This is a genomic window from Anseongella ginsenosidimutans (assembly GCF_008033235.1).
In the GTDB taxonomy this organism is placed as follows: domain Bacteria; phylum Bacteroidota; class Bacteroidia; order Sphingobacteriales; family Sphingobacteriaceae; genus Anseongella; species Anseongella ginsenosidimutans.
In genome coordinates, this window is the sequence record NZ_CP042432.1 from 912797 (window position 1) to 929985 (window position 17189).

Here is a 17189-nt window from a genome sequence, read left to right on the forward strand (position 1 = left end):
TGATGAATCCTTACATTCAAAAAATCACCCGGGCGCTCGGAATCCTGCTGCTTATAACCGGCTGCGCGCGCGAGCCTTATTCCTTCAGTAAAAAAATATACCGCAAACAACTGAAAGCGGAGTACAAGCAATTAAAGCGCATGGAAGCGCCGGTGCTGGAAGATTCCCTGCTGGTACTGCCTTCAGGCTTTATCCCTACCACTAACTTCAACCTGCGCAAACCTAATTTCGTGGTGATCCATCATACTGCCCAAAATTCCTGCGATCAGACTTACCGCACCTTTACCCTGCAGCGGACCCAGGTAAGCGCGCATTATGTGATCTGCAAGGACGGGACGGTAACACAAATGCTGAGCGATTACCTGCGGGCATGGCATGGCGGAGCCGGAAAGTGGGGAAACGTCACCGACCTTAATTCCGTATCCATTGGCATCGAACTGGATAATAATGGCTACGAGCCTTTTTCCCATTTGCAGGTCAACAGCCTGCTCGTGTTGCTGGACAGCCTGAAAACAAAATACCGGATTCCGGCGGCCAACTTTATAGGCCATGCGGATATCGCTCCCACGCGCAAGCAGGATCCGAATGCCCACTTTCCCTGGAAAACACTCGCAAAAAACGGCTTCGGCCTGTGGTACGACGACTTGCAGGACACCGTGCCCGACGGCTTTGACCCGATGAACGCACTCCGTCTGATCGGTTACGATACCAGCCATCCGGAAGCGGCTATAAAAGCCTTCAAACTTCATTTTGTTCAACGCGACACCAGCCCTCAGCTGACCGCCTACGATAAGCGCATCCTCTTCAACCTGGTAAAGAAATTTTTTTGAAATGATTTAAAGCGGCTAAAAACTTAACCTTTTGCGTGCGGAAAATTTGTATCTTCATTCCATGCGCTGGCAAGGTAGAAGAAGAAGCTCCAACGTCGATGACCGGCGGGCGGGCGGAGGCCGCAAACTCGCTCTTGGAGGCGGCCTGGGAACCATTGTGGTTGTAGTACTTGTATTGCTGTTTGGCGGAGATCCCAGCCAATTGCTGGAACAAATGCAAACGAGCCAGCCGGTACAGCAACAGGGATCAGCGGTAACAAGCGCCGAAGATGACTCGCTCGCGGCATTTGTTTCAGTAGTCCTGGCCGATACGGAAGACGTATGGAACCGGCTGTTCGCCGAAAGCGGCTCGGATTACAGGGAACCTACCCTGGTGTTGTTCCGGGAAATGGACCAGTCGGCCTGCGGTTACGCCCAGGCGGCGATGGGCCCTTTTTACTGCCCGGCTGACGAGAAAGTGTACATTGACCTCTCCTTCTACGATGAGCTGCGGAACCGTTTCCAGGCCCCCGGCGATTTTGCAATGGCCTACGTGATCGCGCATGAGGTGGGTCACCATATCCAAAACCTTCTTGGCATCAGCGAACAGGTCCAGCGGCAGCGGGGCAGCCTGAGCCAGGAGGACTACAACAAGCTATCTGTGCGTCTTGAATTACAAGCCGATTTCCTGGCGGGCGTTTGGGCACACCATGCGCAGGAAATGAAAAATATTCTTGAAAGCGGGGACATCGAAGAAGCGCTGAACGCTGCAAATGCTATCGGAGATGACCAGCTCCAGCAGCAGTCGCAAGGTTATGTCGTACCCGATTCTTTTACGCATGGCACCTCCGAACAACGCATGCGCTGGTTTAAAAAGGGCTTTGAAACAGGGGACATTTCCCAGGGCGATACGTTCCAGGCAGACTACCTGTAAATTACTTCTGAAAGGCTGAATGCGGAACCGGCCCCATCACCAGTTTAGAGGGCTGGCAGGCTTCTTTAAAGGGCTGGCCAGGCTTCATCCGGAAAGGTCTTGAAAACCCCGCCCTTGCGGCCCTTCCGACGGGCAAAGGCGGGGGGAGATTATTTATTCAACCAGAGGTAGAACCGGTTAAATGACTTCAGCAAATTTGTCACCGCCTCCTGGAGGCGTTGCAAAGGGGTATTACTGACTGGTGACATACAATAAGAACGCACAGGTACTGCAATTATTGGCGGAAATATATAAATTTCATGCATGATCTTCAGAATTCTCCTGTCAGGCCTGGCAGCCTTCGCACTGCTGTCCGGAAGTTGCCGGCAGCAGGCAAAAAAAGTCCCTGTTACGCGCGACAGCTCGGTATATGTTGCCCGTCCTTATATTGAATCCCTGCTGGACACCGCCATGATCGGGGACTTTCTTGTAAAACATCCGCGTTACCAGGACTACGATTCCCTCGTGCGGAATTTTTACCTGAAAAGGGAGTATCACCTGGCCTGGTTTAACCGCGACAGCCTTACCGAACAGGTCGGCAGCTTTATGAACATGATGCGTCAGAATGAAGCCCTGGGCCTGGCTGACAGCAGCCTGCTGAATAAACGGCTGGGCTTTCTATATGATTCGCTGACAGTTAAGGGCGGACGGCTGGAAAGCGAACACCTGCTGCAGCAAATGGAGCTGACGCTGACTTCCCAGTTCTTCCTTTTTGCCCATAAGGTTTGGGGCGGCATGACCGCCGGGAAGGCAAAAGATCTCGAATGGTTCATTCCGCGCAAAAAAATGGATATGGCCGCGCTTATCAATTCGGTTCTGGAGACAAATGAGAAAGGACTGGAAGAGGTTGAACCACTGCATCCCCAATACGGAAAACTGCGCGATTACCTTGAAAACCTGGAAGGGCTTTCCGGAAAAGTTTCCTGGGATTCCCTTCAGCTTCAGGTCAAGAGCTATGCGCCGGGGGACTCCGCCAGGCTTATCGGACAGGTAAAGCAGCGGCTGGCTTTGATGGGTTTTAAAAACGCGAACGACCGCTCCGATCAATATACGGCCTCACTGGATTCGCTCATTAAAACCTATCGACTGTGTAATGGATTGAAATCCGGCGGAAACATTGACCGCGAACTGGTGGATAACCTGAATATCCCCGTTAAGGACCGGGTACGGAAGATCCTTATCAATATGGAAAGGCTGCGGTGGGTACCGGATACGCCGGGAAACTATTACCTGCTGGTAAATATACCCGGGTTCATGCTTTATGCCTATGAAAATGATTCTCTTGCCTGGAGCATGCCGGTAGTGGTGGGAAAACCGGTACACCAGACGGTTATTTTCAGCGGCTCCATGAAATACGTCGTGTTCAGTCCTTACTGGAACATTCCGCCCGGGATTCTGGCGAATGAAACCTTGCCGGCAATTAAGCGCAATGTTTCCTACCTCAGGAAAAATAACATGGAAGTGGTACGGGGAGGAAAAGTGGTCGATCCCGGCACGATCAATTGGCAAAAGTATAATGCTTCCAACTTCCCTTATATGATCAGGCAAAAACCGGGCGGGAACAATTCCCTGGGCAGGGTAAAATTCCTGTTCCCGAACGAGTACAATATTTACCTGCACGACACCCCCGCCAAGAGTCTTTTTTCAGCAGATTCCCGCCCCTTCAGCCACGGCTGCATAAGGGTTTCCCGGCCTCAGGAGCTGGCTGAATACCTGCTGCGCAGGGACAGTACCTGGACCTCCGGAAAAATTGCCGCCGCCATGAAAAGCGGGAAAGAAAAATATGTCACGCTGAAAGAACCGGTAATGGTGTACATCGGCTATTTCACGGCATGGGTGGACAGCAAAGGCCATCTCAATTTCAGGCCGGACGTTTACGGCCATGATGCCAAACTTTCGGCGATGCTGTTCGGGAAATAGCGCCGGCCGGCCCGAATCCGGTCATGCCGGCCCGCTCATACAAAACGATCGCGTGCGGAACCAAGGCCGGATAGCAGCAGCGCCAGCGTCATCAGCAAAAGGAAAGCAATCGGCCAAATCCATCCCCCGCTCAGATCATGAAGAATACCGAACACCAGGGGGCCGGATGCAGCGAACAAATAGCCGAACGATTGCGCCATGCCGGAAAGCGCGGAAGCATCCTGTCCGTCGCGGCTGCGTAAGGAAAGAAATATCATGGCAAGGCTGAAAGCAAGGCCCAGCGCAATCCCGATCAGGATCGCCGATGGAATGATGAAGGTGGTTTTCCAGAATAAGATGCCCAGGAAGCCGGCAACCAGGGAAATGCCGATCACCCAGATAAGCGGCGCCTGGTTCTTCATCCTGGCGGCAATAACCGGGCCCGCAAATACTACCGGCAATTGGGCCAGCTGGATATAGGACAACACCCAACCCGCCTCGCCCGGAGGCATTCCCCAGTCCCGCAACATTTCAGGCAGCCAGGCGATCAGCGAATAAAAAAGGATGGACTGCAACCCCATATAGGCCGTAATCTGCCATGCGAGCGGGGAAGATCGCCAGAGGCTGCGCCTGACCTGAGCCGTCCGCCCCTGGGTTGGTGTTTCTTTATCTTTCACTACCTGGGGCAGCCAGACGATAGCCGCCAGCATTCCCATAATGGCCCATACGCCCAGGGAACCTTTCCATCCAAGCCCGCTCACCTGTCCCAGGCGGATGCTGAAGCCGGATGCCAGCGCGGCAAACAGGTTCATAAAGCCTGCATACAAACCGGTCATTAAGCCAAGCTTTGCCGGAAAGTTCAATTTAATATAAGCCGGCATCAGCACATTCCCCACCGTAATTCCACAACCCACCAGCGCGGTCCCTGCAAAGAGCAGGGCCACCGGGCCCGCCGGGCGGATGAATAGCCCCAGGGTCAGCAACGCCAGGGAGGCCAGCAGCATGGCCTCCACCCGGAAATACCGCGTAAGACGGGATACAAGGCCCGATAAAAGCCCGAATGCCAGTACAGGAATAGTCGTCAGCATGCCGGCCTGCACGGTTGACAAACCCAAACTGCTGCTTATTTCTGACAGAACCGGCCCTACCGAGGTAATGGGGGCCCGTAAATTTGCCGCGATCAGGATAATTCCAGCCACCGCTAAGCCGGCCCGCAGCGATTTGCCTTTTAACATGGTAGCTCTTCAGAATACGTGTGTAGCAAATAATAGGATGAACGTGCCTGCCAACACTTTGTTTGCGAGCGTGGCGGAAGTATTCTTATTTCTTACCCGGCTTGGGTTTCCATACATCCAGGTAGGCCGTTTCCAGCGCATCCGAAACCAATTCAGGGGGAAGATCTGCCAGTTCAAAGGTGGTCCACCCTTGTTGCCCCCATTTATTGGGAACCGGGTATATCGCCTCCCTGTTAAAAGTACTGAAAGCGGCCTGGTCAATTATCCCTAATTTCAGGTTGGCGGTTCCGCTTCGTTCATGCAAGGTAGCGAAGATCCGCTTCTTAACCACTTTAAATGCTGCCCTGTCGAAATGAGGAGATTCTTCCGTTTCCGGGAAGGACAAGGCCAGGTTTCTGAATTCCTGTATAGTCATGGCTCCTGGTTTATCACCGCGAATATAGGAAAATGCACGTTGCCCGGATTTTTGTTATTTTAGCGGAACACGTGTAAGGAATTAATTTTGATGAGAACAATTACCATTTTTACTGCCGGGATTCTGACAGGCGGCGCCATCATTGCCGCCATTGCTTTTAAAAACGGCGCTGTTTCCACCGGCGGCCTGCAGCCGGCTGCAGGCATTGACACGGGCGGTACCGGAGCGGCAGCTACTGCGGAAACCGCGGCCTGGGAATATCGCTGGCACGCGCCGAAACTTCCTTCCACTATTGATTTTGCCGGAGAAACGACGCCGCTTGACCGCTGGGAAGTGCGGGAACGCCTGGACAGGGAATTGCTGGTGAACAGTTACCTCCACGGAAGCACGCTGTACATTCTGAAGCTGGCCAACCGCATTTTTCCCGTGCTGGAAGAAAGGCTGAAAGCCAATGGGATCCCCGAAGACTTCAAATACCTTTGTGTGGCAGAAAGCGCCCTGCAGAACCAGCGCTCGCCCGCCGGGGCCCTGGGGTACTGGCAATTTTTGAACAGCACCGGGAAAGAACACGGCCTGGAAATTACTGACCAGGTAGACGAACGTTACCATCTTGAAAAATCAACCGATGCCGCCGCCGAATACCTGAAAAACGCTTATGAGCGTTTTGGCTCCTGGACCGCCGCTGCGGCTTCCTATAATTGCGGCATGGGCGGGTATCAGCGTTTCAGCAGTCACCAGCAAAGCCGCAATTACTATGACCTGCTCCTGCCGGAAGAAACCAACCGGTATATCTTTCGTATCCTGGCGCTTAAATATATCCTGGAAAACCCCGAAAGAATGGGTTTCATTGCCGGCGAAACAGATGTTTATCAACCCATTCCCACGCGGGAGGTAATTGTTGACAAAACACTCCCCAGCCTGGTGGACTTTGCAAAAAGCCAGGGAACTTCCTATAAAATCCTGAAAACGCTTAATCCCTGGCTGCGGGCGCACAGCTTAACGGTAAGGCCGGGGCACAGCTATGCGATACAAGTTCCCCTGTAACCATGCCGCTCAGGCTCCTTCCTTTTTGCTTACTTTGACGAAAAATTGTTTTTCGGCTACGTGGAAATCCTTTTCGCTTCCTTCAGGGAGCGATTCGCTTTGCCATTTCGCCGTAGGGTGCAGCCGCCGTTCCTTTCCGCCGATGAAAACGTCCACCGGCATGTTGAATCCTTCGGCTTCCGCCTTCCAGCGATAGCGGAAACTTCCTTCTTCCATGACAAGCTCCAGCTCGGGAAGCTCCGTGTGATTCAGGTACTGCCGGAAAACGGGGCGAAGGTCCCTGCCGGAGGCTTCGCAAAAAAAGCCGGTCACGTCATTGGCGGTGACTATCTGATGACGAAAAACTTCGCAATATTCCCTTAGCATATCCCACCACTTTTCGTCGTCGTCAATAATATGGCGAATGGTATTCAGCATCAGCGCCGCCTTATAGTACATGTCCCCGGAACCTTCCCGGTTAACGCCATAAGGGCCTATCACCGGCTGGTCATTCATGACGTTCCGTTTGAGCCCGTTGATATATTCCATGGCTTCATCATAGCCCCAGCGGCACTCCTGGTAAACCGATTCCGAGTAACAGGTAAACCCTTCGTGTATCCACATGTCGGCGATGTCTGCCGAGGTAATGCTATTGCCAAACCATTCGTGCGCGCTTTCGTGGATAATGATAAAGTCCCATTTCAGGCCTACGCCGGTACCTGAAAGGTCACGTCCCAGGTAGCCCATTTTATATTCGTTCCCGTAAGCCACCGCGCTTTGGTGTTCCATGCCAAGGTACGGGGTTTCTATCAACTTGTAACCGTCTTCCCAAAAGGGATAAGGGCCAAAATGTTTTTCGAAACAGGCGAGCATCAGGGGGACTTCCTGAAACTGCTTCTTTGCTTTCTCCAGGTTTTCCGGAAGGACATAATAATTAAGTGTATGGCCCTTGTATTTCTCGCTGAAGTGTGCATAATCGGCAATATTGACACTAACGTCATAATTATTGATCGGGTTACCAACAAACCAGTCCCAGCGGGTGTACCCGTTTCCAAGGTCCTTTGTACCCCGGCTTCTGCCGTTAGAAATATTCATCAGTCCGTCCGGAACCGCAACACTGATGAGCATGCTGTCCGGCTCTTCGGTCTGGTGATCTTTGTTGGGCCACCAAAGGCTGGCGCCGGTACCCTGGCAGGCTACGGCTATCCAGGGTTTCCCGTTTTCGCTTTTTGTCCATACAAAGCCCCCGTCCCAGGGCGGCCTTTTCGCTACAATGGGAGATCCTGAATAATAAAACCGGATAGTACCATTAGCGCCCTTTTCAACCTGTTCGGGAAAATCAATGAAAACCGCATTGAACTCACGTTTCCAGTCCAGTTTTTTATGATTCCACAGGATGCTGTCTACGTTCATATTATCGAAAAGATCTACCTGGATGCGGTTGAAGTCCGCGGTAGCTTCAAATAAAATATCGTTATAGCCTTCTATGTGCCTTGTTTCGGGCTCTACCCGGATATTCAGGTGGTAATACAATACATCATAGGCCGTCCGCTCAGGGCGAAGCGAACCGCGGAGGGTGTCGGCGCGGGTGAACGGTTCCTGGCCGGCGGTAAGTACCTGGGCGCAGGCCGGAAGCAGAAAAGCCCCTGAAAGAAAAACCAGGAGGCTGCAAACTTTTAATATCTTCATTATTTGATCATTTGGCACCAAATTAGTGCCCCTTTCGGGAAGGGGCTAAAACGAATCATCACAAAAATACGTTAACTTAGTAGAAATTTTTGCAAATGACAAGGTACTTGAAGACGTTAGTGGGAACCACTTTGTTGGTATGTGTGCAACTTACCTCCTGTTCACAGGGAGCGATCCTGGCCTCCGGCCCTATACAGCCTCTGCCGCAGCATTCATTTATAGCCAGAACTATTTCGAATGCCGCCGCGGTATATCATTATGAAAAACCCAAGATCAATGATGAATTATCTTCCGTTACATTTAATATGTTCCTGGAAGACATGGACAATAACCGCAGTTTTTTCCTGGACGCGGACATTAAAAAATTCGAGGCTTTCCGGCACAGCCTGGATGACGCCATGAAAACCGGTGAACTGGAAGTTCCATATGAGATTTTCAATACCTTCACGGAACGGTTTAACGAAACCATTGACTTTGTGCTGGCACACCTGGCCGACAGTATCGATTATAATACCAAAGAAACCTTTATTATAGACCGGGAAGAAGAGCCATGGTTTAAAAGCCCCGAAGAACGGGAGAAGTACTGGAAGGAACGTATCCGCTACGACCTCATTAACCTGAGGCTGTCCAACAGCGATATCGAAAAGAATATCGAAACGCTAACAAAGCGGTACACGAACATGAAATCGCAATGGTCCAAAATGAACAGCGAAGACGTATTCCAGATTTTCGTGAATTCCTTTTCCGCCGCCATTGACCCCCATACCCAGTACTTTTCGCCGAAGGACGCCGAGGATTTCCGCATTAATATGTCCAAGAACCTGGAAGGGATCGGGGCGACCCTGCAAACGGACGGCGATTATACCGTAGTCCGGCAGGTCGTGAAAGGAAGCCCGGCCGATAAGAGCAATGAAATAAACCCCGGAGACCGGATCGTGGGCGTAGGCCAGGGAAAAGAAGGAGAGTTTGAAGACGTGGTTGGCTGGCGGATTGATGAAGTGGTGGACAGGATCCGCGGCCCAAAGGGAACCGTCGTCCGGCTTAAGATCGTACCCGCGGCAGCCGACCTGAGTACGCCTCCGAAGATCGTTTCCATTGTCCGTGACAAAATAAACCTGGAAGACCAGCGAGCTAAGAGCGAAATAAAAGAAGTAGAGCATAACGGGAACACGTTCCGCATAGGCGTGATCAGTGTACTGGATTTTTACATTGATTTTGACGCGCTTCGCGCGGGAGATCCCGATTACAACAGCGCCACCCGCGATGTCAGGAAAGCCCTTGAAGAATTCAAGGCCCAGGGCGGCGTGGATGGCGTGGTTATCGACCTGCGCAATAACGGCGGAGGTTCCCTGAAAGAGGCCATTGAGCTGACCGGCCTGTTCATTAAGGAAGGCCCGGTGGTGCAGGTAAAAGATACCCGCAGCCGCATTGAAGTGAACAGGGATGAAGATCCTGCCCAGATCTATTCAGGTCCGCTCGCTGTGCTGATCAACCGTTTCAGCGCTTCGGCTTCCGAGATCTTTGCGGGGGCCATCCAGGATTACCAGCGCGGACTTATTATCGGCGAACAAAGTTTCGGAAAAGGCACTGTGCAAACCCAGGTGTCCATTAATGACCTTTTCCCCGGAAGCGATGAAAAAATGGGGCAATACAATATTACCATCGCCAAATTTTATCGCGTCAGCGGCGGAAGTACGCAAAATAAGGGCGTTATCCCGGATATACTGTTCCCCAGCGCCTTTCCTGCGGAAGAATTTGGCGAAAGCGCTCAGCCTACCGCCCTTCCCTGGGACCAGATAGAGCCTGCCGATTACCAGCTGGCCGGCAACCTCAGTACGCTGACGCCCGACCTCGAAAAACTGCACGAAGCGCGGATGGAAACCAGCAAAGATTATGAGTATCTCCTGCAGGATATCAAGGAATTTAAAAAGAAGCTGGAAGACCAAACGGTCCTGCTGAACTTTGAACACCTGCAAAAAGAGCGGGAAGAGGATAAATCAGAGCAATTGGCGCGAACCAATGCGTATCGGTCCTCTAAAGGCCTTCCGGTGCTGAGCGAGGAGCAAGCCGAAAAGGCGGATACCGTTGGCGCAGATCTCAAACCCGATCTTATTATGAAGGAAGGACTGCAGGTGCTTACCGACCTGATAGACCTTCGCGGGGCCCGCGCCGTGGTGAAGGAAAATGAAATCTTACAACCTGCTGACGTTCACTGAAAGCGGTCTTTATTGCCCCGCCGGAAATTTTTACATTGATCCTTCCAGGGCGGTGGATTATGCCGTTATCACCCATGCTCATAGTGACCATGCCTGCCGCGGACACCGCCATTACCTGGCGCATGATCTCTCCGGAAATGTTTTGCGGCACCGGCTGGGAAGGGCCATTTCCCTTCAAACCGCCTCATATGGCGAGAAAGTTACCCGAAACGGTGTTACGCTGAGCTTTGCTCCCGCCGGCCATATTATCGGGTCCGCCCAGGTAAAAATTTCCTTCCGTGGTGAGGTTTGGGTAGTTTCCGGGGACTATAAGCTGGAGGATGACGGGCTTTGCGCTCCCTTTGAGCCGGTAAAATGCCATGCATTTGTTTCGGAGTCTACATTCGGCCTGCCGCTGTACCGCTGGCAGGCCCAGGAGAGGGTCTTTGACGAGATCCATTCCTGGTGGAAAGAGAACCGGGATGCAGGGAAAGTATCGGTTTTACTAGCTTATTCCCTGGGCAAGGCGCAGCGCATCCTTCACCGGCTGGATCCTTCAGCGGGACCGGTATTCTGCCATAACACTATTGAAGACACAAATGCGATCCTCCGGGACAGCGGGGTGGCGCTGCCGCCTGCGCACCGCCTGAATGAACCTCTCCGGGCGGGCGGCCTTTTATTATGCCCTCCTAACGGGCTTTCCGTGCTAAACGGAATTCCCGCCGCCGTGGGCAGTTGTTCCGGATGGATGGCCCTGCGCAATTCCAGGAAATGGCGCGGCATAGACAAAGGTTTCGTTCTTTCGGATCATGCCGATTGGGAGGGCCTGAACGAAGCGATCAATGCTACGGGCGCGGAAAAGGTCTTCCTGGGGCACGGCTATAGCGCCTCGCTTGCGAGATACCTTCGGGAAAAGGGACTGAATGCCCGGGAGGTGCATGAGATACGATGAACCGATTCGCCCGGTTACTGGAAGAACTGGAACTGGCACAAAACGCGGAGGAGCAGGTAACACTACTGATCCGGTACTTCCGTGACCTTCCTGCTGATGAAAAAACAGCTGCTCTCAGGCTCCTGGGCGGGAACGCTCCCAAGCGCTGCCCGGAGAGCAGGCAATTAAGCGAATGGACGCTTGAACTGTCCGGAATACCTGAGTGGCTTTTCGCGGAATCCGCCAAGGTAGCTGGTGATGCGGCCGAAACACTTGCCCTGCTGCTCCCTTTTCCCGCGGGGCATGAAAATAAACCGCTTGTTTACTGGTTAGAAGGGCTGGAGCTACTTCCATTGATGGATGCGGGATTACGCAAAGACTGGATATGCGATTCTTGGCGGGAACTCGGCCCCCGGGAACGCTTTGTCTTCAACAGGCTCCTATGTGGTTCGCTAAAATCTCCCGTTTCGCCGGGCATACTGTTAACTGCTCTTTCGCAGCTCACGGGAATTGACAGGGCCATCCTCACCTGGCGTTTCAGCCGGGAAAAAGCCGCCGGGGACGGCGGCGGCGGAAAAGGAACCGGCCTTTCCTACGAGATGCTCGCCCTGAAAGAAAGCCCTGCCGATGCGCATGCCCGGCCTTACCCCTTTCCCTGCTGCCCTGTGCTGGAGGCGGAAAAATACGCGCCGGAGCCCCCGCGGGAAAATCGCCTGGCGCAAGAGAACCCGCCACAGCAGCAAGAGAGCCCGTTGGCGCAGCAGAACCCATCGCAGCAGGAGAACCCGGCCGCGCACTGGCTCGAAGGCCGGCTTGGCCCCGCCGCCGGCTGGACCGCTCAATGGCAATGGGCAGGGATACCCGCACAAATAATACACCGGCAAGGCCGGCTGCATGTCTGGACCGGACGGGAAGAACTGGTAACGGCCAGTTTCCCGGAACTGCATGCGTTTATTAAACAACTGCCCGATGGAACGGTCCTGGAAGGAGAATTGCTTGGCCTTCAGGAAGGGTTGCTGCAGCCTTCTCCGGATCTGGAAAGCCGGATCGGGCGAAAATCGCTTCCGAAAAAGCTGCTTGAGCAACTGCCTGCCATATTCCTTGCCACGGACTGCCTGGAATACGAAGGAAAGGACCTTCGTCAATTTACAACCGGGGCCCGTCGTGAACGGCTCGAGTCGCTGAGCGAAACGATTAAAAACGATGCTTTCCGGCTTAACCCGCTTATTCCCTTCAGTTCCTGGGGCCAGCTCGCAGGGCAGCATGAAAAAGCAAGAAGTTTCCGGGCCGAAGGCCTGCTATTGAAAAAGGAAGAAGCATCTGCCCTGGCTGCGGAAGGATCGCGCTGGAACTGGAAGGCCGCTCCCTATATCATGCGCGGCGTACTCCTTTACGCGCGCAGGGGCGCCGGAACAGAAGTCTACACGCATTTTTCAATCGGAGCCTGGGAACGGGGGAAACTCATTTCCTTTGCCACGGTAGAATCGGGGCTCAATGAGGAAGAAGCCGGAGAACTTTCGGCCTTTATCCGGGAAAATTCACTCGAAAAATTCGGACCGGTGCGGACTGTAAAGCCAGGTGTGGTTTTTGAGATTGCATTTGATCGCATTCTGCCCTCCGCCCGGCACCGCTGCGGGTTCAGGCTGTGTTCGCCTCGTTTGCTTCGCTGGCTCAAAAACACGGCTCCGGATGAAGCAGGCATGCTTGAGACCTTGAAGCTCTTGTGCGAATAACGCTGAATTTGTAATTTGCTGTATGAATTCAAAAATCAAAACGCTTCAGATCATTCATCTGAGCATGATACTGGGCCAGGTTTTTTTCGCCCTGATTGCTTTCTTCCTGAATAAAGACCGGGCAGCTTCCGCAACGGAAGAAAACCAGCTATTCCTTTATATAGTGCCTTTGGTAGCCGTCATCGGGGTGATCGCGGGCAGCTTTCTGTTCAGAAAGAGGATGGCAGTATTGTCACCCACCGCCTCCCCGGCTGAAAAACATGCCTTGTACCAGGGAGCGTGCATTATGCGGTATGCTTTTCTTCAGGGGCCTTCCCTGTTCGCGATTGCCATTTACCTGATGACCGGCAATCTGGTTTTCCTGCTCTTCTCCGGCCTGCTGATCCTTTACCTGATTTACCTGCGGCCTTCAGACAAAACGATCGCCGAAGCGCTGGGCCTGACTGCCGGAGAAATAGCGGAGGATTCTGCCGGTTAACCCACATACTCTTTTTTACGGACAAGCATATACAACTGGTCTTCAATAGGCAGATAACCCTGTTCATAGCAGTAATAGTAGGTTTTGCCGGCTTTGGTGGTGTATGTACTGGTAAAATAACGGAAATCAAATCCGCGGTCGGTGAGGCGGTTGGCTGGTACCGTTGTCTTGCCGGAGCTGTTCATTTCCGTTAGAATATTCCGGTTTTTCTTCAGAATGGCGTTGATCCTGCGAATGATCTTATTCCCTGTAATATTAAGCCGGTTATTAAAACTGGTCCGGCATTGATCCGAACAGAATTTCTTGTCGGAACGGCCGGTAAGCCGGCCTCCGCATTCAATACATTTTCTTTCCATAGGGCAGTACAGCAGATACCATCAAATTTAGGCATTTTTACCCGTTTATAAACGTTTATAAACGGATATAAACGTAAGTACCCGGTTATTATACGGATAATTCCCCGCCGGCCTCGCATCTTTGTCCTAAGGAATTTTAATTGTTTTATATAAATCGAATACGCTATGAAAGCTTTAATTAACAGCGTCCGCCTGATGGGGCGGCTTGGTATGGATCCGGAAATGAAACTCTTTGACAACAACCGGAAACTGGCCAGAACATCACTGGCCACTAATGAAGTGCGTAGAACCGGCAGCGGAGAAAAAGTCACCGACGCGCAGTGGCATAACCTGGTACTCTGGGGTAATAATGCGGAAATTGCGGAGAAGTACCTGAAAAAAGGGAAGGAAATTGCCGTTGAAGGAAGACTTACCACGCGGAGTTTTACGGACAGGGAAGGGCGGAAGCATTTCGTTACCGAAATAGTAGTCAACGAATTGCTGATGATCACCAAAAAAGAGCAGGAAGAAAAGGAACTTGCAGCCGAAGCAGTTTAAAAGAGAACAGGTTTTCGTGGTACGAAGGCCCGGCCTGGCCGAACCATGGCCCCGGGCCTTCTTTTTCAGAATTTTTATATTTTCGCTCTTCTTTTCTAAAAACCACGGATTAAAATAACCGGATGGAATTATACTACGCATTCTCGGTCCTGATTGTACTGGCTTCGTTTTTTTCTTACCTGAACCACCGTTTTATAAAACTGCCTTCGGCCATCGGGATCATGCTGATGGCAATTCTTGTTTCCATAATCATACGTGCCGCGGGTAACCGTATTTTCCCCGAACTATCCGAAGACCTGCTCGGCCTGATTACTGCCGTCGATTTCACGGAAGTACTGATGGGAGCCATGCTTAATTTTCTCCTGTTTGCCGGCGCCATTCACGTTAAATTTTCGGACCTGAGGGAACACCGGATGCCCGTGATCATGTTCTCAACGATCAGCGTTATTATTTCCACATTCCTGGTAGGGGAATCCTGTTTTATGTGGTTCCTCTTTTTGGCCTGCCGGTCCCCTTTTTGTATTGCCTTTTGTTCGGCGCACTGATCTCGCCTACGGATCCCATTGCTGTTCTGGGCATATTACGCAAAGCAAACGTGCCGAAATCCCTTGAAACGAAAATTGCCGGGGAATCCCTTTTTAATGACGGGGTGGCAGTTGTATTATTCGCGGTCATCCTGCAGCTTACAAGATCCACCGTTGAAATATCCCTCGCGTCTATCTCCTGGCTGCTTGCCAAGGAGGCGCTGGGAGGCTTGCTTCTGGGAGGCCTGCTCGGCTTTGGCGCATCCCGCGCAATGAGAAAGATTGACGATTATATCGTTTCCGTACTGATTACACTTTCGGTCGTCATGGGAGGGTACCTGATTGCCCACGCCGCGCATATATCCGGGCCGCTCACCATGGTAGCGGCAGGGCTCATTATTGGTAATTATGGAAAAAGGACGGCCATGTCAACGGTCACGAAGGATTACCTGAATAAATTCTGGGAGTTGGTTGATGAGATCCTGAATGCTATCCTGTTCCTGTTCATCGGCTTTGAACTATTGCTGATCCCTGACCTTACTACACATTGGTTCATCGGGCTGACCGCCATCCTGATTGTGCTGCTCGCGCGCCTGATCTCCATCTGGTTCCCTTCCCTGCTACTTCCCCTTAAATCAAGATTTACAAGGGGAACACTTATCATGCTGGTATGGGGCGGCCTGCGGGGAGGCGTATCCATTGCCCTGGTCCTGTCAATGGATACGGGGCCTTATAAGGAACTGCTCCTTGAAATAACCTATTTTGTGGTGGTCTTTTCTATTTTTTGCCAGGGACTGACCGTTGGGAGGGTAGCCCGGAAAGTACTTTAGCTAGGCCTGGGCATATTTATTTTTATAATCAACAGGAGAAAGCCCGGTCAGTTTTTTGAAAACGCCCCTGAACGCTTTGTTATCGGAGTAGCCTATTTCATACATGATCTCGTTGATATTTTTCCGGCTGGTCTCGAAGCCCTTTTTGGCTGCTTCAATTTTTACCCGCTGAATATATTCGATCACGGTATTAGAAGTGGCCCGTTTGAAGCGGCGCTCCAGGCTCCTGCGGCTTAGAGCCAGCATGCCGGCAAGTTGGTTCACCGTTATCTTATCCCGGAAATTGTCTTCTATGTACTCCTGTGCTTTTTTTACCGGCTCGTCCTCGTGTTCCTTTTGCCCGCGGAACATAATAAAAGGCGACTGGCTGTGCCTGTCAATATCGATCTCAAAGATCTTGGAAGCAAGAATGGCCATATCCCTGCCCGCAAATTTTTCCACCAGGTACAGCAATAAATTCAGGGAGGAATAAGCGCCGCCGCTGGTATAGATCCCCGCCTCATCGGTAAGTATTTTATAAGGCGCCACGTTTACGTCGGGGAACATTCTGCTGAATTCCGCTGCCGACAACCAGTGAGTGGTACAATTTTTCCCCTTTAACAACCCGGAAGAAGCCAGGATAAAGGCCCCTATGCAAAGAGAGACGATTTCAGCTCCCTGCGCATACTGCCGGGCGATCCACTCAGCCAGCGGCCGGTTATCGGCCACCACCTTTTCCGCATCCCCGTGAACGGCGGGAATAATAACGAGGTCGGTTTTCTTTACCTCCCGTATGGTCAGCCCGGGCTGTATGGTAAAAAGGCCATTCGTGACATGGGTCTGCTTACTAAGCCCCACGAGCTGTATTTTAAACAGTGGCGGCTTTCCCTCCCTTGCAAGGGCCTGGTTTACGGTTGTGAAGATCTTATACGATGCCTCAATATTGCTCAGGCTGCTTTCGCCTTCCGGGATTAATAAAGATATATGCTTCATAATACAAATTTATCAGAATTTATGTCGCAATCAACCCGTCCTAATGGCGGATTATCTTCGCCTGCGCCGGGGAATGCGGCTGCCCTAAAGATTGAAAACGCTCGTGCAGTAGTCCCGGGGTGGGGCGCTGCGCGCCCGCCCTGAAAATTTGCCAAAGCGCTTTATGTTTACTATTTTCATGACTGCTTATCACGGCAAAAACATTTGATAACGCTATGGAGGCTCATTTGCTGAAGAGCAGGCTGGAAAGCGAGGGGATTCCTTGTTTCCTCTTCGATGAACACCTGGTTAACATGAATCCGCTCTATAGCGTGGCCGTGGGAGGCATAAAATTGAAGATCCAGGAGGCGGATAAGGAAAAAACCCTTGAAATACTGAGGGAGATTGAAGGAGGCCATAACCTGGATGAAAACGGGGAGATTCTGAAATGCCCCGAATGTGATTCCGCCCGGCTTTACCTGAACTTTAAATCCATGAAAGGAACAAAAGGATTCCTGTCCGCGATTACTTCATTTCTCTTTATGGTTTTTCCTGTTTACTTCAAAACAGTTCACAAATGCAAAGACTGCGGGGCTGAGTTCCGGGGTTAA

The 17189-nt window shown here is 51.9% G+C and carries 15 protein-coding genes and 1 pseudogene; 11 read left to right on the forward strand and 5 right to left on the reverse strand.

Features of this window, described 5'->3' with window-relative positions:
- The first annotated feature begins 2 nt into the window (after window positions 1-2).
- The 3 genes from FRZ59_RS03760 to FRZ59_RS03770 all read left to right on the forward strand — a co-directional run bounded on the left by FRZ59_RS03760 (window position 3) and on the right by FRZ59_RS03770 (window position 3702).
- A complete protein-coding gene (locus FRZ59_RS03760) occupies window positions 3-830 on the forward strand; it encodes an N-acetylmuramoyl-L-alanine amidase (protein WP_132128349.1) in 828 nt (275 codons plus the stop codon).
- Between the two features lie 61 nt (window positions 831-891).
- Complete coding sequence (gene ypfJ / locus FRZ59_RS03765; RefSeq protein WP_132128350.1) at window positions 892-1743, forward strand: KPN_02809 family neutral zinc metallopeptidase; 852 nt, start codon at window positions 892-894, stop codon at window positions 1741-1743.
- 303 nt (window positions 1744-2046) lie between these two features.
- Window positions 2047-3702, forward strand: coding sequence for a L,D-transpeptidase family protein (locus FRZ59_RS03770; RefSeq protein WP_132127990.1), 1656 nt, complete (start codon window positions 2047-2049; stop codon window positions 3700-3702).
- A gap of 35 nt (window positions 3703-3737) precedes the next feature.
- Here the strand turns inward: FRZ59_RS03770 and FRZ59_RS03775 are convergent, their stop codons facing one another.
- Together FRZ59_RS03775 and FRZ59_RS03780 are read right to left on the reverse strand one after the other, a co-directional pair.
- The gene (locus FRZ59_RS03775) at window positions 3738-4916 is read right to left on the reverse strand and encodes a CynX/NimT family MFS transporter (RefSeq protein ID WP_132127991.1); all 1179 of its coding nucleotides are present in this window, start codon (window positions 4914-4916) and stop codon (window positions 3738-3740) included.
- Window positions 4917-5001: 85 nt separating this feature from the next.
- Window positions 5002-5331 (reverse strand): MmcQ/YjbR family DNA-binding protein, encoded by a 330-nt coding sequence (locus FRZ59_RS03780; protein ID WP_132127992.1) that lies wholly within the window; start codon window positions 5329-5331, stop codon window positions 5002-5004.
- A 90-nt stretch (window positions 5332-5421) separates the two neighbouring features.
- Between FRZ59_RS03780 and FRZ59_RS03785 the strand changes: the two genes are divergently transcribed.
- Complete coding sequence (locus FRZ59_RS03785) at window positions 5422-6375, forward strand: lytic transglycosylase domain-containing protein (protein WP_132127993.1); 954 nt, start codon at window positions 5422-5424, stop codon at window positions 6373-6375.
- Between the two features lie 9 nt (window positions 6376-6384).
- Here FRZ59_RS03785 and FRZ59_RS03790 read toward each other — a convergent pair whose 3' ends face one another.
- The gene (locus FRZ59_RS03790) at window positions 6385-8043 is read right to left on the reverse strand and encodes a M1 family metallopeptidase (RefSeq protein WP_132127994.1); all 1659 of its coding nucleotides are present in this window, start codon (window positions 8041-8043) and stop codon (window positions 6385-6387) included.
- 95 nt (window positions 8044-8138) lie between these two features.
- Here FRZ59_RS03790 and FRZ59_RS03795 point away from each other — a divergent pair, with 95 nt between their 5' ends.
- From FRZ59_RS03795 to FRZ59_RS03810, 4 genes are read left to right on the forward strand one after another with little or no spacing between them, the layout of a single operon-like run.
- The gene (locus tag FRZ59_RS03795) at window positions 8139-10259 is read left to right on the forward strand and encodes a carboxy terminal-processing peptidase (RefSeq protein ID WP_132127995.1); all 2121 of its coding nucleotides are present in this window, start codon (window positions 8139-8141) and stop codon (window positions 10257-10259) included.
- Window positions 10228-11190, forward strand: coding sequence for a ligase-associated DNA damage response exonuclease (locus FRZ59_RS03800; RefSeq protein WP_132127996.1), 963 nt, complete (start codon window positions 10228-10230; stop codon window positions 11188-11190). Before FRZ59_RS03795 ends, FRZ59_RS03800 begins: the two co-directional genes overlap by 32 nt.
- Window positions 11187-12902 carry an ATP-dependent DNA ligase gene (locus tag FRZ59_RS03805; RefSeq protein ID WP_132127997.1) on the forward strand — a complete coding sequence of 572 codons (1716 nt, stop codon included), beginning with the start codon at window positions 11187-11189 and terminating at the stop codon, window positions 12900-12902. The genes FRZ59_RS03800 and FRZ59_RS03805 overlap by 4 nt, the downstream gene beginning before the upstream one ends.
- 22 nt (window positions 12903-12924) lie before the next feature.
- Complete coding sequence (locus FRZ59_RS03810) at window positions 12925-13380, forward strand: hypothetical protein (RefSeq protein ID WP_132127998.1); 456 nt, start codon at window positions 12925-12927, stop codon at window positions 13378-13380.
- On the opposite strand, the gene FRZ59_RS03815 is transcribed toward FRZ59_RS03810, so the two are convergent.
- On the reverse strand, window positions 13377-13736 hold the full coding sequence (locus FRZ59_RS03815) for a hypothetical protein (RefSeq protein WP_132127999.1): 360 nt from the start codon (window positions 13734-13736) through the stop codon (window positions 13377-13379). The genes FRZ59_RS03810 and FRZ59_RS03815 overlap by 4 nt on opposite strands.
- 165 nt (window positions 13737-13901) lie before the next feature.
- On the opposite strand from FRZ59_RS03815, the gene FRZ59_RS03820 reads away from it, so the two are divergent.
- Both FRZ59_RS03820 and FRZ59_RS03825 read left to right on the forward strand, forming a co-directional pair.
- Window positions 13902-14273 carry a single-stranded DNA-binding protein gene (locus FRZ59_RS03820; RefSeq protein ID WP_132128000.1) on the forward strand — a complete coding sequence of 124 codons (372 nt, stop codon included), beginning with the start codon at window positions 13902-13904 and terminating at the stop codon, window positions 14271-14273.
- Between the two features lie 122 nt (window positions 14274-14395).
- Window positions 14396-15627, forward strand: a pseudogene (locus FRZ59_RS03825) (cation:proton antiporter).
- On the opposite strand, the gene FRZ59_RS03830 reads toward FRZ59_RS03825, so the two are convergent.
- A complete protein-coding gene (locus FRZ59_RS03830; RefSeq protein WP_132128002.1) occupies window positions 15628-16599 on the reverse strand; it encodes a GlxA family transcriptional regulator in 972 nt (323 codons plus the stop codon).
- A 215-nt stretch (window positions 16600-16814) separates the two neighbouring features.
- On the opposite strand from FRZ59_RS03830, the gene FRZ59_RS03835 reads away from it, so the two are divergent.
- Window positions 16815-17189 (forward strand): putative signal transducing protein, encoded by a 375-nt coding sequence (locus FRZ59_RS03835; RefSeq protein WP_132128003.1) that lies wholly within the window; start codon window positions 16815-16817, stop codon window positions 17187-17189.